Source organism: Kitasatospora sp. NPDC058170 (assembly GCF_042883905.1).
In the GTDB taxonomy this organism is placed as follows: Bacteria; Actinomycetota; Actinomycetes; order Streptomycetales; family Streptomycetaceae; genus Kitasatospora.
Map to the genome: position 1 here is coordinate 60,382 of NZ_JBHVUV010000028.1, position 26,263 is coordinate 86,644.

General features: G+C 71.6%; 21 protein-coding genes and 1 pseudogene. 10 read left to right on the plus strand and 12 right to left on the minus strand.

The window, feature by feature from the left end; all coding sequences use genetic code 11:
• Positions 1-7: 7 nt before the first annotated feature.
• The 6 genes from ACFVVX_RS28655 to ACFVVX_RS28680 form a co-directional block, all read right to left on the minus strand.
• Positions 8-397 carry a trypco2 family protein gene (locus ACFVVX_RS28655; protein WP_387949677.1) on the minus strand — a complete coding sequence of 130 codons (390 nt, stop codon included), beginning with the start codon at positions 395-397 and terminating at the stop codon, positions 8-10.
• Between the two features lie 246 nt (positions 398-643).
• A complete protein-coding gene (locus tag ACFVVX_RS28660) occupies positions 644-1,480 on the minus strand; it encodes a class I SAM-dependent methyltransferase (protein WP_387949679.1) in 837 nt (278 codons plus the stop codon).
• A gap of 127 nt (positions 1,481-1,607) precedes the next feature.
• Positions 1,608-3,929 (minus strand): transporter substrate-binding domain-containing protein, encoded by a 2,322-nt coding sequence (locus ACFVVX_RS28665; protein ID WP_387949681.1) that lies wholly within the window; start codon positions 3,927-3,929, stop codon positions 1,608-1,610.
• Positions 3,895-4,275 (minus strand): hypothetical protein, encoded by a 381-nt coding sequence (locus ACFVVX_RS28670; RefSeq protein ID WP_387949683.1) that lies wholly within the window; start codon positions 4,273-4,275, stop codon positions 3,895-3,897. Before ACFVVX_RS28670 ends, ACFVVX_RS28665 begins: the two co-directional genes overlap by 35 nt.
• A 255-nt stretch (positions 4,276-4,530) precedes the next feature.
• A complete protein-coding gene (locus tag ACFVVX_RS28675) occupies positions 4,531-5,325 on the minus strand; it encodes a spermidine synthase (protein ID WP_387949685.1) in 795 nt (264 codons plus the stop codon).
• Between the two features lie 131 nt (positions 5,326-5,456).
• Positions 5,457-6,413: an alpha/beta hydrolase gene (locus tag ACFVVX_RS28680; RefSeq protein ID WP_387949687.1), complete on the minus strand. Its 957-nt coding sequence runs from the start codon at positions 6,411-6,413 to the stop codon at positions 5,457-5,459.
• Positions 6,414-6,622: 209 nt separating this feature from the next.
• On the opposite strand from ACFVVX_RS28680, the gene ACFVVX_RS28685 reads away from it, so the two are divergent.
• Complete coding sequence (locus ACFVVX_RS28685) at positions 6,623-8,035, plus strand: selenium-binding protein SBP56-related protein (RefSeq protein WP_387949689.1); 1,413 nt, start codon at positions 6,623-6,625, stop codon at positions 8,033-8,035.
• Between the two features lie 133 nt (positions 8,036-8,168).
• Here ACFVVX_RS28685 and ACFVVX_RS28690 read toward each other — a convergent pair whose 3' ends face one another.
• The 4 genes from ACFVVX_RS28690 to ACFVVX_RS28705 all read right to left on the minus strand — a co-directional run bounded on the left by ACFVVX_RS28690 (position 8,169) and on the right by ACFVVX_RS28705 (position 18,916).
• Positions 8,169-8,606 (minus strand): nuclear transport factor 2 family protein, encoded by a 438-nt coding sequence (locus ACFVVX_RS28690; protein WP_387949691.1) that lies wholly within the window; start codon positions 8,604-8,606, stop codon positions 8,169-8,171.
• Between the two features lie 86 nt (positions 8,607-8,692).
• Entirely contained in the window at positions 8,693-9,913 is a 1,221-nt protein-coding gene (locus tag ACFVVX_RS28695) for an FAD-dependent monooxygenase (RefSeq protein WP_387949693.1), read from the minus strand.
• 1 nt (position 9,914) lies between these two features.
• The gene (locus tag ACFVVX_RS28700) at positions 9,915-17,177 is read right to left on the minus strand and encodes an amino acid adenylation domain-containing protein (protein WP_387949694.1); all 7,263 of its coding nucleotides are present in this window, start codon (positions 17,175-17,177) and stop codon (positions 9,915-9,917) included.
• 755 nt (positions 17,178-17,932) lie between these two features.
• Positions 17,933-18,916, minus strand: coding sequence for a helix-turn-helix domain-containing protein (locus ACFVVX_RS28705; RefSeq protein WP_387949696.1), 984 nt, complete (start codon positions 18,914-18,916; stop codon positions 17,933-17,935).
• Positions 18,917-19,048: 132 nt separating this feature from the next.
• On the opposite strand from ACFVVX_RS28705, the gene ACFVVX_RS28710 reads away from it, so the two are divergent.
• The 9 genes and pseudogenes from ACFVVX_RS28710 to ACFVVX_RS28750 all read left to right on the plus strand — a co-directional run bounded on the left by ACFVVX_RS28710 (position 19,049) and on the right by ACFVVX_RS28750 (position 24,779).
• Positions 19,049-20,194: an NAD(P)-dependent alcohol dehydrogenase gene (locus tag ACFVVX_RS28710; protein WP_387949698.1), complete on the plus strand. Its 1,146-nt coding sequence runs from the start codon at positions 19,049-19,051 to the stop codon at positions 20,192-20,194.
• Between the two features lie 378 nt (positions 20,195-20,572).
• A complete protein-coding gene (locus tag ACFVVX_RS28715) occupies positions 20,573-20,812 on the plus strand; it encodes a hypothetical protein (protein ID WP_387949699.1) in 240 nt (79 codons plus the stop codon).
• Positions 20,778-21,296 carry a DUF6879 family protein gene (locus ACFVVX_RS28720; RefSeq protein WP_387949701.1) on the plus strand — a complete coding sequence of 173 codons (519 nt, stop codon included), beginning with the start codon at positions 20,778-20,780 and terminating at the stop codon, positions 21,294-21,296. The genes ACFVVX_RS28715 and ACFVVX_RS28720 overlap by 35 nt, the downstream gene beginning before the upstream one ends.
• 9 nt (positions 21,297-21,305) lie before the next feature.
• Positions 21,306-21,512 (plus strand): annotated as a pseudogene (locus ACFVVX_RS28725) (helix-turn-helix domain-containing protein); the annotation flags it as partial.
• A gap of 51 nt (positions 21,513-21,563) precedes the next feature.
• On the plus strand, positions 21,564-22,160 hold the full coding sequence (locus ACFVVX_RS28730) for a DUF5753 domain-containing protein (protein WP_387949763.1): 597 nt from the start codon (positions 21,564-21,566) through the stop codon (positions 22,158-22,160).
• Between the two features lie 99 nt (positions 22,161-22,259).
• The gene (locus tag ACFVVX_RS28735; RefSeq protein ID WP_387949703.1) at positions 22,260-22,421 is read left to right on the plus strand and encodes a hypothetical protein; all 162 of its coding nucleotides are present in this window, start codon (positions 22,260-22,262) and stop codon (positions 22,419-22,421) included.
• Between the two features lie 113 nt (positions 22,422-22,534).
• The gene (locus tag ACFVVX_RS28740; RefSeq protein WP_387949704.1) at positions 22,535-22,867 is read left to right on the plus strand and encodes an ATP-binding protein; all 333 of its coding nucleotides are present in this window, start codon (positions 22,535-22,537) and stop codon (positions 22,865-22,867) included.
• A complete protein-coding gene (locus ACFVVX_RS28745) occupies positions 22,864-24,309 on the plus strand; it encodes an ASCH domain-containing protein (protein WP_387949706.1) in 1,446 nt (481 codons plus the stop codon). The genes ACFVVX_RS28740 and ACFVVX_RS28745 overlap by 4 nt, the downstream gene beginning before the upstream one ends.
• Entirely contained in the window at positions 24,306-24,779 is a 474-nt protein-coding gene (locus tag ACFVVX_RS28750; protein WP_387949708.1) for a low molecular weight phosphotyrosine protein phosphatase, read from the plus strand. The genes ACFVVX_RS28745 and ACFVVX_RS28750 overlap by 4 nt, the downstream gene beginning before the upstream one ends.
• Positions 24,780-25,007: 228 nt before the next feature.
• On the opposite strand, the gene ACFVVX_RS28755 is transcribed toward ACFVVX_RS28750, so the two are convergent.
• A complete protein-coding gene (locus tag ACFVVX_RS28755; protein WP_387949710.1) occupies positions 25,008-25,529 on the minus strand; it encodes a DUF6114 domain-containing protein in 522 nt (173 codons plus the stop codon).
• Positions 25,530-25,531: 2 nt separating this feature from the next.
• Positions 25,532-26,197 (minus strand): DUF6230 family protein, encoded by a 666-nt coding sequence (locus ACFVVX_RS28760; protein ID WP_387949711.1) that lies wholly within the window; start codon positions 26,195-26,197, stop codon positions 25,532-25,534.
• Between the last annotated feature and the right edge of the window lie 66 nt (positions 26,198-26,263).

Sequence of the window (26,263 nt, forward strand, 5' to 3'; positions counted from 1 at the left end):
CCGATCCTCAACGCCCGAAGGAGGAATCCAGCTCCCCCATCTCAGGCGGGTTCTCGTTGCCGATCAGGAGCGGATCGCCAGATCGTCCCTTCGGTGTGAGGACGAGCTTCACCCGGTGGACATCCTGCTTCGCGACCTTTCCAGAGACGTCCGCAGACACCACCGCGCTGAAGATCCGGCTCACCCCTACTTTCGCCGTGCCTTCCTTGGACAGGGTGAAGGCGAACTCCAACTCGATGGGGCCAACCTCGAACTGGACATCACTCGACGCTCCCGCAGTAGCCGCGCTCAGCAGCTCGTCGCGAAGCGCCTGCACAGCCTCGCCAACCCCGATACTCTCCGCCACATCTCCACCGTTCTGGCCGCCCGCAACCCCGAACCGCTGTACAGCGGGCACGCCTCTCGATCCTGACACGCCAGTACGTACTGTACGGCCCTGCAGGCACGTGCCGTTGCCATCGGGAAACGCGCACTCACAGAAGCGTTTCATCCCTGGCTCTGGGATGCATGTTCCGGGCCAGGTGGGGGAGTTCTCGCCCTGTACCTAGGTGTGGTGTCTGGAAAACCGTCCCTCGACAGCGACGGTAGCGGCCACATACGAAGTGGCGATCACTTGAACGAAACTAACCTCTCATCCCACCGGCTACGACCGCTGAGGCCGCTGGGCGAACTCCAGGACGGTGACGGAGGGCCGGCGGGTGGCCAGCGGCGGGACGGTGAGGGCGAGTGGCAGCAGGGCGCCGACCAGCCCGCGTCCTCCGGTCGGCCGGACGTCCCGCACCGCGACCACCGCCGGGCCGGCGGTGCGGAGCTTGTCCCGCTCGTCCGCGTCCATCGCCCAGGGCATCGGCGGCGCCTGGTAGCCGTGGGTGCGCATCCTGCCGCTCCGGGTCAGCCGGCCGAACCAGTGCGGCACGGCGTCCAGCACCAGCGAGCCCCCCGGGAAGCGCTCGGCACAGCCCGCGATCAGGGCCCGCACCCGGGCCGGCGGAAGGTACATCAACAGGCCTTGTGCGGTGATGAGTACCGCGCGCTCGGGGTCCACCTCGTCGGCCCATCCGAGGTCGGTGGCGTCGGCGGCCAGGTAGCGCTGGCGCGGGCCGGGCGGCAGCAGCTTCTCGCGCAGCGCCACCGGTTCGGGCAGGTCCACGGTGAGCCACCGGGCCCGCCCGTTGTCGACCCGCCAGTACTGGGTCTCCAGCCCCTCCCCCAGGCAGACGACGGTGCCGCGCGGCTCCCGGGCCAGGAAGTCCGCCACCTCGCGGTCGAAGCAGGCCGTCCGCAGCGCCTGCAGCTGGGCCTGCGTGCCGCTGGTGCCGAACCGGTCGGCGAACGGGTAGTCGATCCGGTCGACCAGCTCGACCGCCTTGGGATCGTGCAGTACCGCGTCCGGACGGCGGGCCTCCACAGCGCGCTGGTACAGCGTCCACAGAGCCGTCTCCGGTACCGCCTCCAGCTCCGGCCGCTCCCCGCTGCTCATTGCTCGCTCCCTCGGACATGATCCCCGGCACGGACCCGCCGATTCTGACACCCGGGGCGCGCGAAGACGGCGCGCGCCGGTCCGACGCGCCGTCGGGCGGCCCGGTGGCCGGGTGGTCGGGGGCGGCTCAACTGGGGGCACCGTTGATGACGGAGGTGCCGATGGCGCCGTCCTCGACGCCCCACTTCGCCAGGATCGCCTGGTACGTGCCATCGGCCATCAGCGACTGGACCGCGCCCTGCACGGCCTTGGTCAGCGGCGATCCCTTGGCGACCACGATCCCGTAGGGGGCGGTGTCGGTGGTCGCCCCGATCTTCTGCAGCCCGCCGCCGGTCTCCTTGACCTCGTAGGCGACGACCGGCGAGTCCGCCAGCATCACCTGGTCCTGGCCCGAGACGACGGCCGCCGTGACATCGGTCTGCTGGTCGAACTTGTCGCCGTCGTTCGGGATGGCGGGCTTGCCGGCCTTGACGCAGGCCGGATTGATCACGTCCTTGATGCTGTCGGCCTGGGTGGTGCCGTTCTGGACGGCGACCTTCTTGCCGCAGAGGTCGTTCGGGTCGATCTTGTCGGGGTTGCCGCTCTTGACCGCCATGCCCGTGCCCGCCGAGAAGTAGGTCACCATGTCGACGGTCTGCTCACGCTCCTTGGTGTCGGTGAAGGAGCTCAGGCCCAGCTGGTAGGCGTTCGTGGTGATGCCCGGGACGATCTCGGTGAAGCCGACGTTCTGAACCTCGGCCGTCAGCCCCAGCTTCCGGGCGATGGCGACAGCGAGATCGGCGTCCATTCCGACGATGTTGCCCTGGGCGTCCTTGAACTCGTTCGGCGCGTAGGACGCGTCGGAGGCCACGGCGAGCTTGCCGCTCGCCTTCAGGCCGGCCGGGACAAGTGCGGCCAGGGCCGGGTCGGCGGCGACCTTGGCGGCGGGATCCGCCTGCGGAGTCGTCTGGGACTGCGAGGCGGCCTGGGACTGCTGGGTGCTCTGCGCCGCCGTCGGGGGCGGGGATCCGGACCGGCTGGTGAGGACCACCACGACCACCGCGCCCACGACCAGCGCGAGGACTCCCGCGAGAAGGGCTCGGGCCCTGCGTCCGCGCGGCATCAGCGACCGCGAGGGCCGACCCGTCCCGGGGTGGTCGGGAGGGCGGCCCGCACCGGCGGTGTCCGCGGGCCGGACGTCCGCGTCCGGGACGCCGGCGGGCGATGCTGGCGCGACCGCTCCCCCGGCCGAGGGCGGCTCCACCGACGGGAGGTCGTGCGCGGCCGCGTCGTGCGGGGCCGTGTCGTGCGCGGCGGTTTCCGCTGCGGCCTCGACCTCCGCCGGTAGGTCGTCCGGCGCGGGAACGTCAGGCACAGGAGTGTCAGACGCAGGAACGTCCGGCGTAGGAACGTCCGGCGTAGGGGCGTCAGGCGCAGGGGCGTCGGGGAGCGGGCCGTCGACCGTCCCGGCCGCCAGCAGGGCGGTGGCCGCCGCGGCCACCTGGTGGATGTCCGAGTCGGCGACCTGCTCCAGGGTCTGCCGTGCCGTCAGCGCCCTGGCCGGGTCGTCCCCGGTGAGCCATTCGCCCAGGGCGGCCACGGCGCCGAGACGGATGGCGGGGTGGGGGCTGTCCAGCCCGCTGCGCAGCGCTTCGGGCAGGTCGACGGGAACCACGGCTATGCCGGCCGGGCTGCGGGCGAGCAGGATCTTGCCCTCGGCTCCGTAGAGCCACCGCTGCGGGGTCTGCCGGCTTCCGAGCGTCCGCACCTGGTCGAAGGCGTAGGTGTAGGCATCGTCGACCGAGATGTAGCCGTCGTTGTCGCCGTCGGCCGCGCCGCTGCGGATGCCGTCGACCAGGGCGCTGGTGAACACCGAGCCCGGCAGGACCGATCCGGGTAACGGCTCGCCCTCGAAGGAGTACTCGCTGGCCCGCGACGCGGTCAGGACCACCCGTCCGCGGCCCTGGCCGTGGAACCGTTCGCCGAGCCCCAGGTCGGCCTCCCCCTTGATGCCCGGGGCGAAGGCGCCGCTGAAGCAGCAGTCCAGGATGACCACCAGTCGCCGGGCCCGGCAGTCCTCCAGAAGGTCCAGCAGCCACTGCGACTCGACCCCGGTGGCCGCCATCCGGGACTTCCGGGTGTCCGTGGCGGCGAAGTACAGTCGGCGGCGGACGTCCACGAGCCCGTGGCAGGACAGATACACCAGCAGCAGGTCCTCGGGATCGCGTCCGGTCAGGAACTCCTCCAGGGCCAGACGCACCTCCTGGGCGGACCGGTCGATCACCCGCTTGACCGTGAACGCGCCGACCTGCGGATCGGCCAGGACCGCGCTCAACTCGTCCGCGTCGTGGGCCGGCGCCCGCAACTCGCGCAGCGACTCGTCGGCGTAGCGGGTGGTTGCCACCACCAGGGCGAACCGGTGCTCGGCGGGCAGCTCAGGCGATGGCCGTGTGACGGGCGAGCCAGTCATCGATGATCTTTTCCTGTTGCTCCGAGGTCACCCCGGAGAGCTTCAAGACGTCGCCGCCGTACGTGACTTCCACGGCACGATTGGTCCGTCCGGCCCAGCTCCTGACCGCGCCGACCACCGCGCGCAGCGTGTCGAGTGTTCCGAACTGCACGACCAGCCAGCCGGCCAAGGTCGCCAGCCCCTTGGCGTTGTCGGGCGCCGAGGCCGCGTCGACCGGATCGGCCGCGGCCACGTCGACCTCGTCGAGCAGTTCGGCGCGCAGCAGGCTCGCGAGGTCTGCCAGGTCCTCCGGATCGAGGTCGGGGGCCGGTTGGACCTGCAGGGTCAGCCCATCAAGGTTCGCCATGAAATGCGCCCCTTCCCGGGTGCCTACCGGCATCCCTACAGCCATCATCACCCGGAACCGGCCGGGCGGCAGCTGTGGCGGGTCTTCCACCCCGAGGGCCGATCGCACACGTCCCGGCACCCGCCGCGCCCACCGTGTCGACCATCGGCGGGCGGGGCCGGGGGGCCTTCGGTCGGGTGCCCTCCGGAGACCGGAGGGCCGCAGGCCACCGGCTCAGGCCTCGGGCCTCGGGCCTCGGACCTCGGACCTCGGGCCTCAGCCGATGCTGAAGGCGCCGTCCGGCGGGGGCGGGGAGTCGGTGGCCGAGGCGTCCGTGACCGGAGGGGTGCGGCCGACCAGGGCGGCCAGGTCCGGGCCCTCGGTCAGCCGGGCCGGGAAGATGTCGGCGGCCAGCCGGCGGCTCAGGTCCGCCACCGGGAGCGGGCGGGCGGAGCCCACCAGCAGGATGTTGCCGTAGCGGCGGCCGCGCAGCACCGGGGCTTCGGCGATCAGGCACGTCTCGGGGAAGACCGCGCGCAGCGTCGCCGCCTGGGCGCGGGCGAAGGCCAGCGGCGGGCCGTCGGCGAGGTTGGCCGCGTAGCAGCCGCCGGGCCGCAGGGCGGCGGCTGCGAGCGTGAGGAACTCGGTGGAGGTCAGGTGGGCGGGGGTGCGCGAGCCGTGGAAGACGTCGGCGACGACCAGGTCGAGCGATCCGGCGGGCACCGCGGCGAGGGCGGCGCGGGCGTCGGCGACCTCGGTGGTGATGTCCGCGCCCGGCACCCGCCAGGGCAGGTGCTCCTCGATCAGCGCGAGCAGCGGCCCGTCGACCTCGACCACGTGCTGCCGCGAGCCCGGCCGGGTGGCGGCCAGGTAGCGCGGGACGGTGAGCGCGCCGCCACCGAGGTGCAGGGCGTCGAGCGGCCGCCCGGCCGGGGCGAGGGCGTCGGCCAGGTGGCCGATCCGCTGGGTGTACTCGAATTCGAGGTGGGTCGGGTCGGCGAGGTCGACGTAGGACTGCGGGGTGTCGTCCAGGGTGAGCAGCCAGCCGCCGTCGCGGTCGATGTCGGGCATCAGCTTCGCCCACCCGAGGTCGGTCCGCCGCCCGACCGGCACCGGCTCCGGCTCTACGGGCTCTCCCGGGCCCCCGCCGTTCCCGACCCCGGAGGCACCGGAAGCCCCGGAGGCACCGGACGCCGAGGAGGTCACGCGGTCACCGGCAGGTAGGCGCCGAGCCACCGGTCGAGCTCCTCGAACAGCTGGGCGCGCGCCGACTCCCCGGACAGCACGAGGTCGTGCATCCCGCCCTCGATCCGGACGGTGGTGACGTGCCCGCCCAGGCGCGGCGCGAGCGCGGCGATGTCGTCGGCGCGCAGCACCGCGTCGGCGTGGTGCAGGGCGGCCTGCCACTTGGTGGTGGCGATGGAGGAGGTGGAGGCCATCAGCAGCACCGGGCAGTCGATGCCGAGGCCGCGGCGGACCTGGCGCTGCCCGCGCTGGATGGCGGCCAGCCAGCCGGCGTACAGCGGGAAGCCCTCGGCCGGCTTGAGCCTCAGGTCGAAGTCCCAGCTGCCGCGGTGGTCGCGGTGCAGGCTGTGCACGTAGTGCGGGTTGAGCGTGGAGGGCAGCTTGCGGGTGGCGGCGAGGCGGCCGATGGCCTCCACGGCGGGCGCGCCGATGGCCCGCACCGGGGCCGCGGCCGGCAGCGAGAGGAACGGGCTGTTGAGGAACAGCCCGTCGACCACGCCGCGTCCGGCCCGGCGGGCGGTCCACAGGGCGGTGACCAGACCGCCGGTGGAGTGGCCGTTGACCAGCAGTTGGGTGTGCCCGTCGACCTCGCGGATGATCCGGACGGCCTCGTCCAGCTCCTCGTCGTAGGCGGCGAGGTCGCGGACGAAGTTCGGCGACTGGTGCGGGCGCAGCGAGCGGCCGTACTTGCGCAGGTCGAGGGCGTAGAAGGAGTAGCCGAGCCCGGCGAAGTGGTCCGCCAGGTGCGTCTGGAAGAAGTAGTCCACGTAGCCGTGCACGTACAGGACGGCGCGGGTGCTGCCGGGGACGAGTCGGCGGACGAGGGTGGCGCTGACGGCGCCCTCCTCGTCGGGGGCGAGCGTCAGCTCGGCGGCCTCGTAGGGGGCGCCCAGGATGTCGGTTCGGAACTCCACGGGCCGACTGTACTGGCTGGGCGGCCGCCGCCCGGGCTTCGGCGGGGCGGGCGGGGTGTGATGCCCGCCATGCGTTCGCGGCCCTCCGGCGGGGCGGGCGTGCGACCCCCCGCCCGCTCCCGGTGCGCCTGCTGTGCGCCCGTGATCCTGTGGAACGCTACCGGAACCACTGCCACTCCCCTGACGTAAAAGGCGAGTTGAGGAATCACATGACCACGGACCACCACCCGCGGCACACCGATCCGTCGCTCTACCGCTCCCCCTCCGAGGCGATCGCGGCGCCGCCGGAGAAGCTGGCCTACGTCGCCGGGTTCGACCGGTCGGCGCAGCGGCCGGACGCGCTGCTCACCGTCGACGTCGATCCGCAATCCCCCGACTACGGGCGGGTGCTGAACTTCGCCGAGCTGCCGACGCTCGGCGACGAACTCCACCACTTCGGCTGGAACGCCTGCTCCAGCGCGCTCGCGCACGCCTGCCACGAGAACCCGGAGCGGCGCTACCTGCTGCTGCCGGGGCTGCGCTCGTCGCGGCTGCACGTGATGGACACCAGGCCGGATCCGGTGCGCCCGCGGCTGGTGAAGACGGTCGCGGCCGAGGAGCTGGCGGCCCGGGCGGGGTACTCGCGCCCGCACACGCTGCACTGCGGGCCGGACGGGGTCTTCCTGTCCTGCCTCGGCGCGGCGGACGGGGACGGGCCCGGCGGGGTGGCGCTGCTCGACCACACCACCTTCGACGTGCTGCGGGCCTGGGAGACGGAGCGCGGGCCGCAGCACTTCGCCTACGACGTGTGGTGGCACCTGGGGAGCAACGTGGGCGTCACCAGCGAGTGGGGGACGCCCTGGATGGTCGAGGACGGGGTGGTGCCGGAGCTGCTGCTGGGCCGCAAGTACGGTCACGCGCTGCACTTCTGGGAGCTGGACTCGGGCCGGCACCTGCAGCGGATCGACCTCGGGGACCAGTACCAGATGGTGCTGGAGCTGCGCCCGGCGCACGATCCGCAGGCGGAGTGGGGGTTCGTCGGCGTGGTGGCGAACGTCGAGGACCTCTCCTCCTCGGTCTGGCTCTGGTACCGGGAGGGTCCGGCGTTCACCGCGCGCAAGGTGATCGAGATACCGGCCGAACCGGCCAAGGCCGAGGACCTGCCGCCCGCGCTGCAGCCGTTCGGCGCGGTGCCGCCGCTGGTGACCGACATCAACCTGTCGGTGGACGACCGCTGGCTGTACGTCTCCGCCTGGGGCACCGGTGAGCTGTTCCAGTACGACGTGCAGGACCCGTTCCACCCGCGGCTGGCCGGCTCGGTGCGCCTGGGCGGGGTCGCGGCGAAGACGCCGCACCCGGCCGAGCCGGGCCGCCCGCTGAGCGGCGCGCCGCAGATGGTCGAGATCAGCCGGGACGGGCGGCGGCTCTACCTCACCAACTCGCTGTACGGCGCCTGGGACGACCAGTTCTACCCGGACGGCATCGAGCCGTGGATCATCAAGCTGGACGCCGACACCGAGGAGGGCGGGCTCGCGGTGGACCCGCGGTTCTTCCCGCACGGGGAGGACTTCCGCGGTCTGCGGGTGCATCAGACCCACCTGGCGGGCGGCGACGCCTCCTCGGACTCCTACTGCTTCCGCTGAGCCGTTGAGCGGGCGCCGTCACCCGTCCGCCGTCACCCCGTCCGGCGGCTCCGGACGGGGTGGCGACGGACGGGTGGGCGGCGGACGGGTGGCGTCCGGACCCGGGCGGCCGGGTCCGGACGCCACCCGCGGCTCAGGCCGCGTTCTCCCGGGCGGCGGGCTCCGCGCCGATCGCCCGCGCGAAGTTCTGCGTGTCGAAGTACTCGCGCATGCCCGTGATCCGGCCGCCGCCGAGGGTGAAGACCGCGACGATGGGGTTGTCGAACGGCGTGCCCTGCCTGGTGACGGAGCTCGACACGCACTCGATCACCACGTGGCCCGCCTCGGCGATCACGTTGCGGACGTCGATGGTGTACTCCGCCTCCGGGTCCAGCAGGGCCGTCATCTCGGTGAAGAAGCCGGTCAGGACCTTGTCCCGGCCGGTCCAGGTGCCCGAGATCGGGAGGTCCCCGGCTATCCAGTACTCGACGTCCTCGGCGAGGACCTCCAGCACGGTGGGGATGTCGCGCTCGCGGAGTGCGCGCAGGTACCGCAGGACGACGTTCTTGGAGTCGGTGGCGCTGTCGGTCATGGGGTTCTCCCTCTACTTCTCGCGGTTGTCTCGGATATCTCGGATATCTCGGCTGTCACGACTGTCGTGCGTTCGCCAGGCCGGTCTCAGCGCTGGACGAGGTGTGCGGCGGGGGCCGTGCCGGCCGGGACGCCGGGGTAGGCCAGCGCCTTCTTCATCGTGAGCGCGAGCAGCGAGCTCGGCGCCACCCGCAGGTAGGCGTTGCGGAGCAGCCTGGGGAGGGCGCCCTCCAGCTGCTCCATCCCGGCCATCTGGCGCGAGGTGTCGACCAGCCACTTGGTGCGTTCCCGCCGGGCGTCCTCGTAGCGGCGCAGGGCCCGTGACGGATCGTCCGCCGAGGCCAGGCTCTGGGCCAGGACCACCGCGTCCTCCATCGCCGAGCTGCCGCCCTGGGCGAGGCTGGGCAGCATCGGGTGGGCGGCGTCGCCGAGCAGGGTGACCGGACCGTCGCCCCACTGCTGCAGGAAGGGGCGGTCCTGCACGGCCACGGCCATGATGTCCTGCTCGGGCGTGACCCGGATCGCCTTGCCGACCTCGTCGGCCCAGCCCGCGTAGGAGCGGGCGAGCTCCTCCTTGCCGCCCTTGCCGCCGACCCAGGTGCGGGCGGTCTCGGCCGGCATGTTCTGGGTCGCCCACCAGTAGGTGCGCCCGTGGCCGATGTCGTGGATGCCGAAGCGCTTGCCGGCGCCCCAGTAGTGGCCGCTGTACCCCGTGACCATCCGCGGGTGGGAGTACGGGGTGACGGCCATCCAGGCGATGAAGCCGCTGTAGCGCGGCTCGCCCTCGGTGGCACCGGTCAGCTGGCGCCGCACCACCGAGTGGATCCCGTCGGCACCGACGAGCACGTCGCCGCGGGCCTCGCGGCCGTCCTCGAAGTGCACCCGGACCCCGTCGCCGTCCCGCTCGTAGCGGGTGGCGACGGCTCCGAGCGTGATCGGGCAGTCTCCCGCCGCGTCGAGGAGTGCGGCCTGGAGGTCGCCGCGGTACAGGCACACGCTGGAGACGTTGTTGAGCACCTGGTCGATCTTCTTGTGCGGCAGCGCGAAGAGCCTTCGGCCGTCGGGGTGCATGATCTCGATGTGCTCGACGCCCTGTCCCAGGCTGTCGAGTCCGAGGTCGATCCCCAGGGTGCGCAGCGCCACCATCGCGTTGCTCCCGACCGAGATGCCGAAGCCCGCGGGGAGGAGCTCGCCGGCCCGCTCGTACACCTCGACGTCCAGTCCCGCCCGGCGCAGCGCCACGGCGGCGGTCAGACCGCCGATCCCGGCCCCGATGACGAGGGCCTTCAGCGGACGCTTTCCAGTCATGTCAGTTCTCCCCGGAATCGGTGGGCCGATCGGCCCGGTCGGTGCGCAGCACCGCGGTGATGGCCGCGGCGATGTCCTGGACGTACGGCTCCTCGACGACCTGGATGTGGTCGCCGGGAACGGAGACCGTCTCGATGCGGCCGGTGGTGAGGCGCTGCCAGCCGTTCGTCGGGTCGCGGTACTGGCTGCCGGCGATGTCGTGCACCGGCTTCAGCAGCTCGGGCAGTGAGCCCTCGGCGCGGATCACGGTGATGTCCTGGTCGATGGTGTCCGGGCGGTTGCCGACCAGGGCCTCCCAGTTGGCCTGGAAGACGTCGAAGAGCCGGCGCAGCGCGGCGTCCGAGTCGCCCGGCTTGAGGAGGCCGGTGCGGATCGCGAGTTGGGCGATGTGCGCGAAGGTCTCCTCCTCGGTGTCGAACTCCCGGAAGTCCTCGGCCGGGACGTCGCTGCCGCCGCCGAGCCAGAGCATCTCCCAGAAGAACCAGGTGAGCAGGGACTTGCCGCCGACCAGTCGGCCTCCGTCGGGGCCCAGCGCGATCGAGTCGATCATGATGAGGTGCGAGACCTCCTCGCCGGACCGCTTGAGCTGACAGGCCATCTCGAAGGCCACGATCCCGCCGAACGACCAGCCGCCGAGGGAGTAGGGGCCGTGCGGCTGCACCCGGCGCAGCGCCTCGACGTAGCTGCGGGCGAGCGCGGGGACGGTCCTCAGCGGTTCGCTGCCGGCCTCGCCGCCGGCGGCCTGCAGTCCGTACAGCGGCTGCTCCGGCGACAGGTGCCTGGCCAGCGGGACGTAGCAGACCACGTTGCCGCCGGTGGGGTGGGCGAGGAAGAGCGGCGGGCGCGAACCGCTGCTGCGCAGCGCCACGAGCGGGTCGAAGGCCGCCGGCGCCGTGTCGGCGGAGCGCAGGCGCTGCGCCAGGTCGGCGACGGTCGGTGCGGCGATCAGGGCGGACAGCGGGACGGCCCGGCCGAAGCGCTGTTCGATCCGCACGACGAGCCGCATCGCGGTGAGCGAGCTGGCCCCCAGGTCGAAGAGGTTGTCGTGCACCCCGAGGACCGGCTGCTGCAGGAGCTCGGCGGCGATCTCCACCAGGCCCTGCTCGTACGCGTCGGCGGGCGGGGTGAAGGCGGCGGCCGCCGTCTGGACGAGCGGCAACCGCCGCAGGGCCGCGTCGTCCCGCTTGCCGCTGGGGGTGAGCGGCAGGCCCGGCAGCCACTCGAAGTGCGCGGGGAGCATGTAGTCGGGCAGGACGGTCCGCAGGTGCCGCTTCATCGCCTCCAGGTCCGCCTCGGCCGGCTCGCCGACCAGGTAGGCGGCGAGGAAGGACTCGGGCCCGCGGCGGCGGGCCACCACCGCCACCTCGCGCAGGGCCCGGTGGGCGGTGGGGGCCGCGGCTATCGCGAGTTCGACCTCTGCGGGTTCGACGCGGAACCCCCGGACCTTCACCTGCGAGTCCGCGCGGCCGAGGCAGACCACCTCGCCGCCCGGCAGCCGGTAGCCGAGGTCGCCCGTGCGGTAGAGCCGCTCCGGAGTCGGCCGGTAGGGGTGCGGGACGAAGCGCTCGTCGGTCAGCTCGGCCTGGCCCTCGTACCCGTCGGCGAGGCAGCTCCCGCCGAGGTGGATCTCCCCGGTGACGCCCGGCGGCACCTGGCGCATCCGGGAGTCCAGGACGAGCACCTCGGCGCCGTCGATCGCGGTGCCGATGGGCGGGAGCGCGGGGAAGGCGTCCGGCTCCCCCGTCATGGTGAAACGCGTGACGACGTGCGTCTCGGTGGGGCCGTACTGGTTCTCCAGGAGGGCCCCCGGCAGTGCGGCGCACAGGCGGCGGATCTCCTCGGTGACCCTGAGCTGTTCGCCGGCGGAGATCAGCACGCGCAGGCGGCGCGGGACGAGCCCGAGCGCCGCCGCCGTCTCGGCGAGCTGCTGGAGTGCCACGTAGGGGAGGAAGACGCGTTCCACGCCCTGCTCGTCGAGCAGGCGCAGCAGTGCCGCGGAGTCGGGCCGCTCCGCCTCGCCGACGAGCTGCAGGGTGGCGCCGGTGCAGAGGGTGGAGAAGATCTCCTGGAAGGCGACGTCGAAGCCGAGGGGCGCGAACTGCAGGGTCGGGCCGGTGACCGCGCCGCTGGGCACCCCGAGCTGCCAGGAGATCAGGTTGGCCAGCGCGCGGTGCGGCATCGTGACCGCCTTCGGGCGGCCGGTGGAGCCGGAGGTGAAGAGGATGTACGCGGTGCTCCCGGGCGCGATCCGCACCCCGGGGCGCGGCGGGGCGTCCTCGAACGCGCAGAGCGACTCGGCGGGCAGCAGGACGGACCGGTCCTCGACCAGGTCGGCGTGCCGGGCGCCGGCGATCACCCGGAACGGGCGGGCCGTCTCCAGCATCGCCGTCAGGCGTTCGCGCGGGTAGCCGGTGTCCAGCGGGACGCAGGCGCCTCCCGCCTTGGCGACGCCGAGGATCACGGCGACGGTCTCGGGCGAGCGGTCCATCGCGACGGCGATCCGGGCGCCCGGTCGGGCGCCTTCGGTGATCAGGCGGTGTGCCACCTGGTCGGCGGCCCGGCCGAGCTCGCGGTACGTCCAGCGCCTGGGGCCGTGCGCGACGGCCACGGCCTCGGGGGTGGCGTCGACCTGCCGGTCGAAGCGGGTCACCACGTCGGGCTGCTCGACAGGTTGCTCAGCGGCCGTCGACTCGGGGTGCCGGTACTCGGGGTGCCGGTACTCGGGGTGCCGGTACTCGGGGTGCCGGTACTCGGGGCTGAGGAAGCCGAAGTCGGCCTCCTCGTGGGGGTGGTCGACGAGGCGCCCGAGGATCCGGACGTAGGCCTGCGCGTAGAGGTCGGTCTGGGTGGGGCTGGTGGTCCGGCTGTCGGCGTCGATCCGGAGCTGGATGCCGTGGTCGACCGGGTCGACCATCGCGTTGACCATCAGCCGGAAGTTGGTCTCCTCCCAGGTCTGCACCGACTTCAGCTCCACTCCCGGGAGTTGGAGGACGGGTGCCATGACGTGGAAGTGGATGAAGTTGAAGGCGGTCTCGACCGGGGCGTCGCCGCCGCGGTCCTTCTGGATGGCGCTGAGCGGGTAGTGCCGGTGGGCGTAGCCGTCCTGCTCCGTGCGGAAGGCCTCCCGGGCCTCCTGCAGCCAGGTCCGCGGCGCGTACCCGATCCGCACCGGGACGGTGTTCAGGAACAGGCCCAAGGTGCGTTCCGCGCCGTCCTGTTCGGCCCGGCCGTGGGTGACCAGGCCGGTGCTGACCTCGTCCTGTCCGGAGAGCAGCCGCAGGGTCAGGCAGTGGGCCGCGAGCAGGACGGACTTCACCGGCAGGGCGTGCTCCTGGGTGAACGCCCTGATCCGGCCGCCCAGTTCGCGGGGCAGGTCGAGCCGGTGGGCGGCCGGGGCGGTCGCGGTGGGCGGTTCGGCGGGCCTGACGTTCTCCAGGCGCAGGGTTTCGGCCCCCTCCAGCACCCCCCGCCAGTACGCGCCGGCGGTCTGCGAGTCCAGTGCCCGCCGCTCGTCGCGGACGTGGTTGGCGGGCGAGGGGACGGCCCCGTCGGCCACCGCGTCGATGCCGGCTCCGAGGGCGTGCAGGTAGTCCTGCAGCAGTTCGCGGACCAGGTTGGCGACGCTGCCGCCGTCGAGGAGCGCGTGGTGGAAGCTCAGCACCGCCTCGACACCCGACGCCCGCACGTACACCCGCAGCAGGTAGAGCGGCGCCTGCTTGAAGTCGTAGCGGTGGTAGCGCCGTTCCTCGACGTGCCGGAGGAGCTCGGCCTCGCCCTCGGCGGCCGGAACCGCCCGCTGGTCCACGATCTCCAGGCCGCCGTACGCGGCGGAGTGCACGATCTGGACCGGCTCCGAGCAGCCCCCGAGGTCCATCGAGGAGCGCAGCGCGGGATGCCGTGCGACCAGCGCGTCGAACGCCCCGCGGAAGGCGTCCTCGTCCCACGCCATCGCCAGCGTGTACCGGAACACGTCGTGGTACGTCGCCGAGCGGTCGTGCCGCAGGCTGTGGTAGATCAGGCCCAGTTGCAGCCGGGTCAGCGGGAAGGCGTCCTCGATGCCGGCGGTGCCGCACAGGACGGCGCGGTCGGCGTCGGCGAGCAGCTCCCAGGGGGCGACGGCCTTCTCGGCGCCGCCGGCCGGGTGGGCGCGGGAGCGGGCGGCCAGCGCCGCCACCGTCGGGTTCTGCGCCAGGTCGTTGAGCGAGAAGTGCACCCCGAGCCGCTCGGCCACGGCCCGGACCCGCAGCATCAGCAGCGAGTCCCCGCCCAGGGCGTAGAAGCTCTCGTGCACGCCGACCGACTCCACCTGGAGGACCTGCGCCCACACCGCCGCCAGCACCGCCTCGACGCCGTCGCGCGGGGCCGCGGCCGGCGCCCGGCCGCTCTCGGGCGGCGGGGCGGGAAGCGCCCGGCGGTCCAGCTTGCCGTTGGGTGTCAGCGGCAGCCGGTCGATCCGGACGAAGTGCGCCGGGACGGCGAACTCCGGCAGCGTCCTGGACAGGTGCGTGCGGAGGTCCACCGGGTCGATGGCCTCGTCCGCCACGTAGTACCCGACGAGGTGCGTCCCGCGGGTCTCCGACGTCCGGTCGACCACCGCCGCGGCGCGCACGCCCGGTACCGCCGACAGGCGGCTCTGCACCTCCCCCGGCTCGATCCGGTTGCCGCGGATCTTCACCTGGTCGTCGATCCGGCCCAGGTACTCCAGGGTGCCGTCGGCGAGCCAGCGGGCCAGGTCGCCGGTGTGGTAGAGCCGGCCGCCGGGTGTGAAGGGGTCGTCGCCGAAGCTCGCGCGGGTGAGGTCCGGCCGGTCCAGGTAGCCGCGGGCCACCCCGACCCCGCCGATGCACAACTCACCGGGGAAGCCTGCGGGTTGGGGCTCGCCCTGCGGGTCGAGGACGTACAGCCGGAGGTTGTCGATGGGGCGCCCGATCGGCACCCGCGCCACCGGCCGGGCGGGGTCGGCGGGGCAGTCGAACCAGGACACGTCGACGGTGGCCTCGGTGGGGCCGTAGAGGTTCACCAGCCTCGGCGCGGCGGCCGGGCCGGCGAAGACCCGGTTGAACTGGTCCACCCGGGCCGGCGGCAGGGCCTCGCCGCTGCAGAAGACGAACCGCAGGCCTTCGGTGCCGCCGCGCAGTTCGGGCGACTCCTCCAGCAGGTCGAGGAAGGGGCCCAGCATCGAGGGGACGAAGTGCAGCACGGTGACCCGCCGGTCGGTGATGCTGCGCAGGATCTCCCGGGGGTCCTTGTGGCCGTCCGCGGGCAGCAGCGCCACGGTCGCGCCCTCGACGGCCCACCAGAACAGCTCCCAGACGGAGACGTCGAAGGAGGTCGGCGTCTTCTGCAGGATGACGTCGGAGGCGCCGATCGGGTAGCGGCGCTGCATCCACGCCAGCCGGTTCACCACGGAGCGGTGCTCGACCATGGCGCCCTTGGGCTTGCCGGTCGAGCCGGAGGTGTAGATGACGTAGGCGAGGTCGCCGGCCCCGGCGAGCGGCTCCGGCGCCGTGTCCGGGCCGTGCAGCAGCTCGTCGATGCCGAGCACCCGCGTCCCCTCGGGGACGGGCGGGGCGCCGACCGAGGAGCGGTCGACCAGGACGGCCTTCGCGCGGCTGTCGGCGAGCAGGAAGGCGATGCGCTCCTGCGGGTACCCCGGGTCCACCGGGACGTACGCACCGCCGGACTTCAGCACGCCCAGGAGTGCGCAGAGCAGCTGCGGGCTGCGCTCCAGCAGGACGGCCACCCGGTCGTCGGGGCCGACCCCGGCCGCGCGCAGCGCCCTCGCGACCTGGTTGGCCCGGGCGTCCAGCTCGGCGTAGGTCAGCTCCCCGTCCGCGCCGCTCCCGATGACCGCGGTCCGCTCGGGGGTACGCCGGGCCTGCTCCTCGAAGAGGCCGGACAGCGTCGCGTCGGAGGCGTACGCCACCTCCGGGCCCAGACCGCCCTGGAGCACGGCCGCGCGCTCCGCGGCGGTGAGCAGCGCGAGCTCGCGGGCCGGGAGGTCCGGCCGGTCGAGACCGTTCCTGATCAGCGACCGGATGTGCCCGGCCACCGCCTCGATCGGGAAGTCCTCGTCGAAGACGTCGCAGGCGTGGTTCAGGTCCACCCGCACCTGGTCGGAGCCTCGGAAGTGGACGACGAGGACCGCCAGCGCGTCCTGTTCGTGGGCGGGCGCGTACCCCGTCCGCTCGCGGGACAGGCCCCCGGTGCTCTCCACCCCCGGCAGGCTCAGAAAGGAGATCGTGACGTCGAAGAGCCGTCGGGGCCCGCCGTCGCCCGGGCCCGCGTCCCGCAGCACGTCGCCCAGGGCGAGTCGCTCGTGCGGCCTCAGCCTCCTGGTCGTCCCGGTGATCCCGGCGGCGATCTCGTGCAGCGGCCGGTCGCCCTGGGCGGCGACCCGCAGCGGCAGGGTGTTGGCGAACTGGCCCACCGTCTGCTGTTCGTCGGCCGTGCGCCGGTTGAGGAACGGCACGCCGAGGACGACCTCGTCGCCCCGGTGGATCCGGTTGAGGTACTCGCCGAAGGCCGCGGCGACGTAGGAGAAGACGGAGTTCCCGCCAGCCCGGATCCGCGCGAGGTCGGCGCTCTCGACGAGGAAGGAGTGCCGGGCGCTCCGCCGGGCGCCGGGCGCGGCCCGCCGGGTGAAGAGCGCGGGCGAGACGCCGCCGAGGTACTGCCGGAAGAAGGCGCGGTCCTGGTCGTACTCGGCCGATTGCCGGTACCGCTCGTCCTCCTCCTGGAACCGCCGGTAGGAGGGTGCCGGGATCTCGGGGACGTCCGCGCCCGCCGCCCGGTCGTAGTCCGCGCGGGCCTGGGTCAGGACGGTGCTCACGCCGAAGCCGTCGGACGCGATGTGGTGCGCCTTCGCGACGATGTGCACGGTGTCGGCGGTCTCCCTGAGCAGGGTGGCCTCGAACAGCGGGCTGCGCAGCAGGGGCATCGGCCGGTGCAGCGTGGCATCGATCCAGGCACGGCAGGCGGCGGCGGGGTCGGGGGCGGCGGTGAGGTCGACCAGCTCGATCTCCGGCGGGTCGGACTCCGTCCACTGGACGGGGGCTCCGTCGACCTCGTCGATCCTCAGCCCGAGCGCGTCGTTGCGTCCGACCGTGCGCAGCAGGGCGGCCCGCAGGGCTTCGACGTCCGGATTTCCGACGAGCCGTTCATGGGCGATCACATTGAACTGGGGCAGGTTGTCGGCCTGCGCATCGGCGGCCCAGATGTCCCGCTGGTAAGCCGTTAACGGAAAAGCTGCTGACCTCGTCATCGATGGCCCCCTCGAGCTGTGGTGTGACACGGTGAAATCGGGTCGGCGCCGGCCGGACGGGCACGGGGCCGCGTCCGGTGGTGGCGGTCGTCGGAAATTCAGCCGGTATATCGCCGGTCGACGCGGAACGGATCGCCTGGGGAGGCGTCACCGGGGCCGCGGATCCGGGGTGGTGAACGGGAACGCCCGCCCAGGGCGGCGGGCGGACCGGTACACGGGCCTTACCGCCGCGCCTACCGCAGCCGTTCCCGCCGCTTCCGGCCGCTTCCGGGCACGCCGGGAATCCGCCGGGTCGACAGATCGACGGGTTCTGACGGCATCGGGGGGTGCCTGCTTTGAAGCACCCTGCAAGGAATTGTCGGCACGCCGGAAAGAGCCCGGCGCGCCCCCGCCCCGGAATACCGGGGGAAATGCTAAGAGAACATCAAGAAACTCACTGTGGCCCCCGGAAACTGGCACGACGGATATCGCATCTCACCCCGTAGCAGCGGGCCCCTGCGACCGGAACCCGTGCTGTTCGCCCTCTCACCGGGCTAGTCCGGAGCCTAGCCGGGGGCGCCGGAGGGACGCAATGAATGCAGCCCCCTATGCCTGGCGGTACCGGCCGAACCCCCATTGGACGCTGGGCAATCGGATGCATTGGCCGACGTCCAACCATGTATTGGCTCCCGTCCAACCTATCCTTTCCGCCGCCCGAAGCCGCGGAACCGGTCGCGGACACAGGGGTCGCACCCCTACTCGCCGGTTGTCGACCCCTATCGTGCCGACCCAGGCGTGGAGGTACCTGGAGCGGACGACCCCGGTACGGACAGGCCTGGAGCGGACGACCCCGGTACGGCAGGGCGACTCTGCGGGGAGTCGTCCGGGGCTCCGGCGGTCCGGCCCCGGCCGCCCGGCTCGCCGGTCGCGGCCCAGCTCGCCAGCAGGCGCAGCGACTCGGCGGAGGTCGAACCCGGCTCCGCGTGGTAGGTGACCAGCACCTGGTCGAGGTCGCCCGCCGGGCGCAGCGTCTCGTACTGCAGGGTCAGCCGGCCGACCACCGGGTGGTGCAGCTCCTTGGTGCCGTGCCCCTTGTCCCGGATGTCGTGCGCGGCCCAGAGTCGCCTGAAGTCCTCGCTCTTCAGGGAGAGTTCGCCGATCAGCGAGGCCAGCCGAGGGTCGTCCGGGTCGCGTCCGGCGTCCAGCCGCAGGATGCCGACCACGTCGGTGGCCTTGCCCTCCCAGTCGGCGTACAGCCCGTGCGCCGCCGGGTCGAGGAAGACGTGCCAGGCCATGTTGCGCTGCTCGGCGGGCATCGCGGAGAAGTCGCCGACCAGTGCGTTGCCGAGCCGGTTCCAGCCGATGATGTCCAGCCGCCGCCCGAGCACGTAGGCGGGCACGCCCTCCATCGCGTCGAGCAGCTGCTGGAGGGCGGGCCGCACCCGCTGCGGGCGGGCGGCGGCACGGGCGGGCCGCCGCCGGGCGGGCTTGGTGATCCGGTCGAGGTGCTCGCGCTCGGCGGGGGTGAGCCGCAGGACCCGGGAGATCGCGTCCAGCACGGCGGCCGAGACGCTCTCGCCGTGGCCCTGTTCGAGGCGGGTGTAGTACGCCGTGCTGACTCCGGCCAGCATGGCGAGCTCCTCACGGCGGAGCCCGGGGACCCGGCGGCGGCTGCCGTGGTCCGGAAGGCCCACGTCCTCGGGCCGCAGCCGGGCACGACGGGAACGGAGGAACTCGCTGAGTTCGGTGCGCTGGTCCATGTCAGCAGTATGCGGGCGCCCGTCCGGGCGAAGGTGATACCGCCAGTGGTACGCACGGCGGACGTACGGGCGCGCTGCGTACGTTGATCCCGGGTCTGGTTGGCCCGCGCCGCCGGGCGCAGCCTTGAGCACATGACGAACACGACCACCACGACAGTCGCGACGAGCACCACGAGCACCACGGCCGCTGCGGGCGCCACGGCCGCCGCCGGCACGACGAGCACGACCGGCGCGCGGACCGTCGCCGCGTACGCGGCCCCCGCGCCGAAGGCCCCGCTGGAGAAGACCGTCATCACCCGCCGGGCGCTGGGCGAGCACGACATCCTGATCGACGTCCGGTACGCGGGCATCTGCCACTCGGACATCCACCAGGTCGGCGAGGACTGGGGCGACGGCATCTTCCCGATGGTGCCGGGCCACGAGATCGCCGGCGTGGTCGCCGAGACCGGCCCGGGCGTGACCCGCTGGGCGGTGGGCGACCGGGTCGGGGTCGGCTGCTTCGTCGACTCCTGCCGCGAGTGCGACAACTGCCGGGCCGGGCTGCAGAACTACTGCACCGGCACCCCGGGCGCGGTGTTCACCTACAACGGCGTCGGCCGGGACGGCGAGCCCACCTACGGCGGCTACTCCGCGCAGCTGGTGGTGGACGAGGGGTACGCGCTGCGCATCCCGGACGAGCTGGAACTTGACGTCGCGGCGCCGCTGCTCTGCGCCGGGATCACGCTGTACTCGCCGCTCACCCACTGGGGGGCCGGCCCGGGCAAGAAGGTCGCGATCGTCGGCCTCGGCGGGCTCGGCCACATGGGCGTGAAGATCGCCCGCGCCAAGGGTGCCGAGGTCACCGTGCTCAGCCAGTCCCTGCGCAAGCGGGAGGACGGCCTGCGGCTGGGCGGGCACCACTACCGCGCCACCTCGGACCCGGCCACCTTCACCGAGCTGGCCGGCACCTTCGACCTGATCGTCAACACCGTCTCCGCCGATCTCGACCTGAGCGCCTACCTCGGCCTGCTGAAGACCGACGGGACGCTGGTCCAGGTCGGCGCCCCGGAGAAGCCGGTCTCGGTGAACGCGCACGCGCTACTCACCGGCCGCAAGTCACTGGCCGGTTCGATGATCGGCGGACTGCCGGAGACCCAGGAGATGCTGGACTTCTGCGCCGCGCACGGGATCGGCGCCGAGATCGAGCTGATCAGCGCCGACCGGATCAACGAGGCCTACGAGCGGGTACTAGCGAGCGACGTGCGCTACCGCTTCGTGATCGACGCCTCGACGATCTGACGCCCCGCACGACGCCCCGCCACGCTCCCCGCACGACGCCCCGCACCCCGGTGCTCTCCTCTTGATCGGCAAGACAGCAGCCCTTCCCATCCCAGGGAGGGGCTGTTCGCCTTCGCGCACCAATGGCACTCACGCTGATCGCCTTGGAAGGTCACCAGCCGACAAGAGTGAACCCATCATCTTTCCACCCATACTCGTGTACGGCCTCACCGCTCCCAACCCGCGCCAGGGCCAGGCCAAAGCCTCATGCCTTCGAGCCTGCCGACCGGCTTCTCCCCCTGCCCCCTGCTGCAAGTTCGCGCAAACTCATGGTGCCGGATCCCTGCGTCCTGCAAGATCGAACACACTGATCGTCCACCCCATGCAGGAGGGCCCACCATGGCGCTGCACATGCTTGGCAAGGACCCCAACAGCCCGGACGGTGACTCGCCCACCGTGTACTACGACGACGAGACGGACAACTACCTCATCCAGGGGTGGAAGGTCCCGGACCAGGATCGTCGGTCGCAGCTCAACCTGCCCGACCACGAGGACGTGGTCGAGTTCCCCAGGCGCATGATGCAGTTCTTCCCGGAGGTGAACGGTGGGCCAGACGCCCACGCTCAAGGAGCTTCTTGAGGAGTGCCAGGAGTCGGCGCTCCACTTGGAGATGCGTGACGGCTACATGCGCGACGACCCGATGTTCATTGCCTGGCAGGCTGGCCACCGGGACGATCCACAAGATCGCCCGTCCTGGTGGCGGCCTTGGCTGGACGTGATAGCTCAGACGGTCGAGCGGGGCGTCACTGTTCGCCGGGCCCGGATCATCTCCGAGCCAGTGAGCGACTACATTCGCTTTGAGTACGACGTCACCTTCACCAACGTCGCGGCCGGCGAGCAGGTCCGCTGGCTCCCCCGCCGGCAGGCAACCGACCTGGCGCTGCCGGGGAACGATTTCTGGCTCTTGGACAACCGCCGGCTCCTGGTGATCCACTTCTCAGGAGACGGTAACGTCGTCGATCGGGAGATCATCGAGAACTCTGCGGTTGTAGCGCTTTGCTCCCAGGCGTTTGAAGCCGTCTGGGAGCGCGCCACGCCGCATGCCCAGTACAAGGTGAACTGATCCACGCCCGTGTCACCGACCTCTCCTTCGTCCAGCGTTGAGAGGGCCAAGCAGTCCCTTGGCCAGCGCCTTCGTGAGCTCCGGAAAGACACTGGACTGACCGGACGGGCGCTGGCCGGCTTGGCGGGCTGGCACGAATCGAAGTGCTCTCGCATCGAACACGGGACCGCAACTCCAACTGATGCCGATCTTCGAGCGTGGGCTGTTCACTGTGGTGTACCCGAGCAGGCCGAAGACCTCATTGCCGTTGCTCGGGGCATCGAAGGCATGTACGTCGAGTGGCGCCGGCTGGAGCGCTCTGGGCTCAGGCGTGTCCAGGAGTCGGTGCTACCGCTCTGGGAGCGCACCGAACGCTTTCGCATCTACTCCCCCTGGTTGATCCCTGGCCCTCTGCAAACCGCGGACTACATCCGTGCGCTGCTTGAGTCCGCTCGTGCCAGGCGCAACCTGCCCGACGACGTCGCGGATGCCGTTGTGGTGCGTCTTGAGAAGCAGCGAGTACTGCAGGAGGGCAATCACCGCTTTGCGGTGCTCCTTGAGGAGAGTGTGCTGCGCTATCGCCTGGGCGATGTCGGGACGATGGTCGGCCAGCTCGGCCATCTTCTCTGGGCCGGCGCACTCCCCTCCGTCAGCCTTGGGATCATCCCCCAGGACGCCGACCGCACCGCACTTCGTCCGGTCGAGGGGTTCTTCATCTTCGATGACGTGCAGGCCAGCGTCGAGCTGGTCTCAGCACACCTCACGATCACGCAACCGTACGAAATCCGAATGTACGAGCAGACCTTTGCGCTGCTCGCACACCAAGCAGTCTACGGAGCGAAGGCACGTCTCCTGATCACTGAGGCGATCAACTCCTTGGAGTGAAGGTCCCGCAAGTATCTGCAAGCTCGTGGAGCCCCCGCTTGCGGCTCTCCTACCGTCTAAGCCGCGCCACCACACGGTACTCGGGCGGAAGGGGGCGGAATGCCACAGCACATCCCGACAGACGAGCGCTTCCATGTGATCAGCCTCAATCCGATCACCATCCATGCACCAACCGTCGAGCGCGCACGGCGACGGGCGCGGGTGATCGCGCAACTCGCGGAAGGACGCCGTCGCAGAGCTGCCCGCAAGGTGTCCTCGTGACCGCCCCGGCGCCGGCGCCGCCACGCAGTCCGACGACCGTGGCCCTTCGCTACCGGCCCGAGTCAGCGGCAGTAGCCAGGCGACTGATACGTCGCAAACTGCCGGAGTGGGGCATGGACGAGCTCATCGATGCCGCCGAGCTGATTGTCAGCGAGCTCGTCGGGAACGCAGTCAAGACCGGCTGCCAGACCTTCATGGTGGTCAAGGTCCGGCGGATCACCACGACCACCGTCCGCATCTCCGTGCGGGATGGCTCCCGAGTCCTATCGGTCATGGTCAGCGCGGGTCCCTGCGATGAACGCCACCGCGGTCTGGCCCTGGTGAACGCCATGACGGGTGGTCACTGGGGAGCAACGGCCGAGGCCTTTGGCAAGACGGTGCACGCCGACCTCGGACACCGCGCGGACAGCGACCGCAGCCCAAGATCAGAGGGGACGATCAGATGAGGACCACCGCACTTCGCTCACCAAACAACGTGCTCGCGAACGCAGTTGAGGAGGCCATCGACGTCCTGCGGCCCCGCATCCTGGCCAGCGACGTGGACGCCATCGAGTTCGTCGTCGGCACCCAGATCAACGGTCACCCGCACATCGGTACGCACCTTGTGCAGAGCCTGGCGTTCCTGGCTGCGCAGGAGGCACGTGATGCCTTTGGCATCGAGGCCCAGGTCACTTTCTTTGCCCTGGACAACGCGCCCTGCGAAGCCTTGACCGACTCCCAGACTGGCAACACCTACCAGCGCACCTACTGGCACACGCTCAGCACCCCCGGGCTCAACGCACTGCTCGCCGAGCACTACACGCCTCTGTTTGACGCCATGGCCGAGCGCACTGGCGTTCCCTACGAGGTGACCACCTACACCGCCCAGCAGGACACCGTCGAGTATCGCGCCGAGTTCCTCCGCACCCTGGACCACCTCGACGCCATCCGCTGGTGGCTCTCCCCCGCCCACGGCGCGGCACACATCCGCATACCCTGCCCCCAGTGCGGCTGGGCGGAGAAGTACGCGCAGCGCACTCGCCTGCTGGAACTGGACGACAGCGGCGCGCTGTTCACCTCGACCTGCCTTACCCACGGGCCGCACGAGGCGAACATCGACCCGTTTGGTGGTGGCTACCTCGATCTCTCCACCCTGTACCGCAACGTGGTCAAGGAACGGTGCTATCAGGACGACCGAGTCCTCCAGGTCATGATCAAGGGCGGCGACTGGGCGTTTGGCTGCCAGCTCGTGGACGGTGCCCACGCTGCCATCGGTGCCCCTGCGGTGGCACCCCTTCGCGTCTTCACACCGCTCATCCTCTCCCCCGACGGCGGGAAGCTCTCCAAGAGCCTGCTCACCGAGATGGAGCAGGCCGGCCAGACTACTTCTGGCTGGCTGCTCAACCCCTCCGCCTGGCCGGGAAGCGCCGAGGACTACCTCCAGGCCCTCAACGCCACCGCGGAACTCCTCCTGTCGGATCCACGGCACTTCTTCCGCTCGTACACCACGACCGAACTGGAACGGCTCATGACCACTCACCGACCGAATCCGCGGACCACCGGCGGCCACGGCCGCCCTCGCAACATGCAGATCTACAAGCAGTACTTCGACCTCATCGCCGACGGGTCCAAGACCGTCGAGATCCGAGTCGCCTACGAGTCGATGAAGCGCATCCGCCCTGGGGACCTGCTCAACTTCACCTGCCGAGGCGAGGAGTGCCTTACCCGTGTTACTCGCGTAGCCAAGTACCAGACCTTCAAAGAGATGTTCGGCACCGAGAAGGTCGAGGCCGTCAATCCGCACGCCACCGAGGCCGAGCAGCTGCGCGCCATCCACGCGATCTTTCCGCCCGAGAAGGAAGCCTTGGGAGTCCTGGCGTTTGAGGTCGAGCGGGTCAAGGCATCGTGAGCTGGCAGCCGCACCGGATACTCACGGTCTGCAAGGGCGGACACTGCAGGGCCCCCTTGGCTGCTGCAGTGCTTGCCCACCATGGCGGGGACACTGTCCAAACCCGAGCCGCAGCCGTACGGGACTGGCACATCGGCGAGCCTGCCCATCCCGTCATGGTGGAAGTGGCTCGGCAGCGAGGGTACGACCTCAGACCCCACCGCGGCGTACAGGTCGACCCGGAGCTTGTGCTGTGGGCCGACACCGTCATCGCCATGGACCAGGCGGTGTATGACGCGCTCCGGCGGCTCGCATCCCCGCCAACGCTCCAACTGTTCGCCGAGCACGATGTGCCCGACCCCTGGCAGCAACCCCGTGACGCCTTCGAGGTCTGCGTCTCAGTCGTCGAGCAGGGTGCGGTGCGACAGCTCGCACAACTCTCCGGCCGTGCGCCGGGCAACCCGCCGGTGGCACCTGGGTGGTCCTGCTGAGAAGGGCCCCGCCGGAATGGCGGGGCTCGAGCTGCTGGGCTGAAGATCGCGGTGGACTGTGGCCAAATGTGACGGGACGCCTCAGAGAGACAGCAGGCGCTCTGCCCCACGTGAGTGAAGTAGGGCTCCCGCACAGCGAGTTCGACCTAAGACAACAGGGACGGCGCCCCGCACCCCGGTGCTCTCCCATCACCGGGGGGCGGGGCGCCGCGTCGTGGCCCGGCCTGGTCACGCCCTGGCCGGGCCCGCCTTGTTCCGGGCGGCGCGGCCGCGCAGCCACCGGCGGCGCGGAGGCTGGTCGGGCAGCCACCCGAAGGTGAGGCAGCTGCCGAGGACGCCCAGGAGCATGCCGACCAGGAAGCCGCCCAGGTTGGAGGTGACCCAGCTGCCCAGCGATCCCAGCACGGCGAGGATCGAGTAGAACAGCCGCTGGGCGGGGTTGAAGAGGATCAGCACCCCGCAGATCGCCATCACGGCCGGTACCAGGTAGCCGGCCAGCCCCTGCATCCCGATGTGCAGGACGACGGGCAGCGGGGCCCGCACGGTGAAGAGGATCTCCACACCGCCGAGCAGCACCAACAGGCCGCCCCAGAAAGGCCGTCGGCCGCGCCAGCCGCGCCAGCGGCCGAGGACGGTCGGCCTGGCCGCGGGCGCTTCGGCGGTGGCCGGTGCGGCGGCTGGCGAGGCAGTGACGGCCGGTTCGGTGGCGGGTGCCGGGGCGGCCCCCGCGTCGGGTGCGGGATCGGTCACCGTCAGCAGCCCTCGCTGCTGAAGCTCAGCCGCAGGTTGGGCAGTTTGAACGCCGCCGCGGTGGTGGCGTAGTTGTGCTGCCGCAGGTTGCGGATGACGACGGTATCGGCCTGCTGCCCGAACACACCGGGCAGGCCCTGGACGCCGGCCTTGGTGTAGGTGCTGGCGTCGCCGCCGATCTCGATGTTGGTGAAGGAGGCGTCACCGGCGACCAGGTCGGAGTCGGTGGTGAGGTCGGTGGCGGTCACGGGGGTGCCCGCGTCACCGGCCCTGATCAGCAGGTTGATGCCGCCGAGGTCGACGCTCTGGCAGAGCTTGGTCAGCGAGGCCTGCTTGATCGCCGAGACGAGGACAAGGACCTGACCGCCGGTGTCCCCCTCGTTCGGGCTGCCCTCGATCATGTGGTCGAGGCTGCCGAACTGCTCGAAACCGACACCGTCGAGGCTGTCCGCGGTGACGGTGAACGGCATTCCGGAGATGGCGAACTGGGCGGCCAGGACGCCCTGCGCGGTGAGGGTCATCAGGACGGCGCCGACGGCGAGGGCCGGGACGGCCATCAGCGCGCTGCGCCTCAGCCGGACCCGCCCTCTGGCCTCTGCGGGCGAGGCGGGTGAAGCAGGTGAAGCGGTGCTCTCGGTCGTGGGGGCTGCGTCATCGGACGTGGCCATGTGTGTGCTCCCTCGGGTGGTGGGGACTTGCACGTACTGGCACGTTGTCCTGGCGCGGACAGCGTC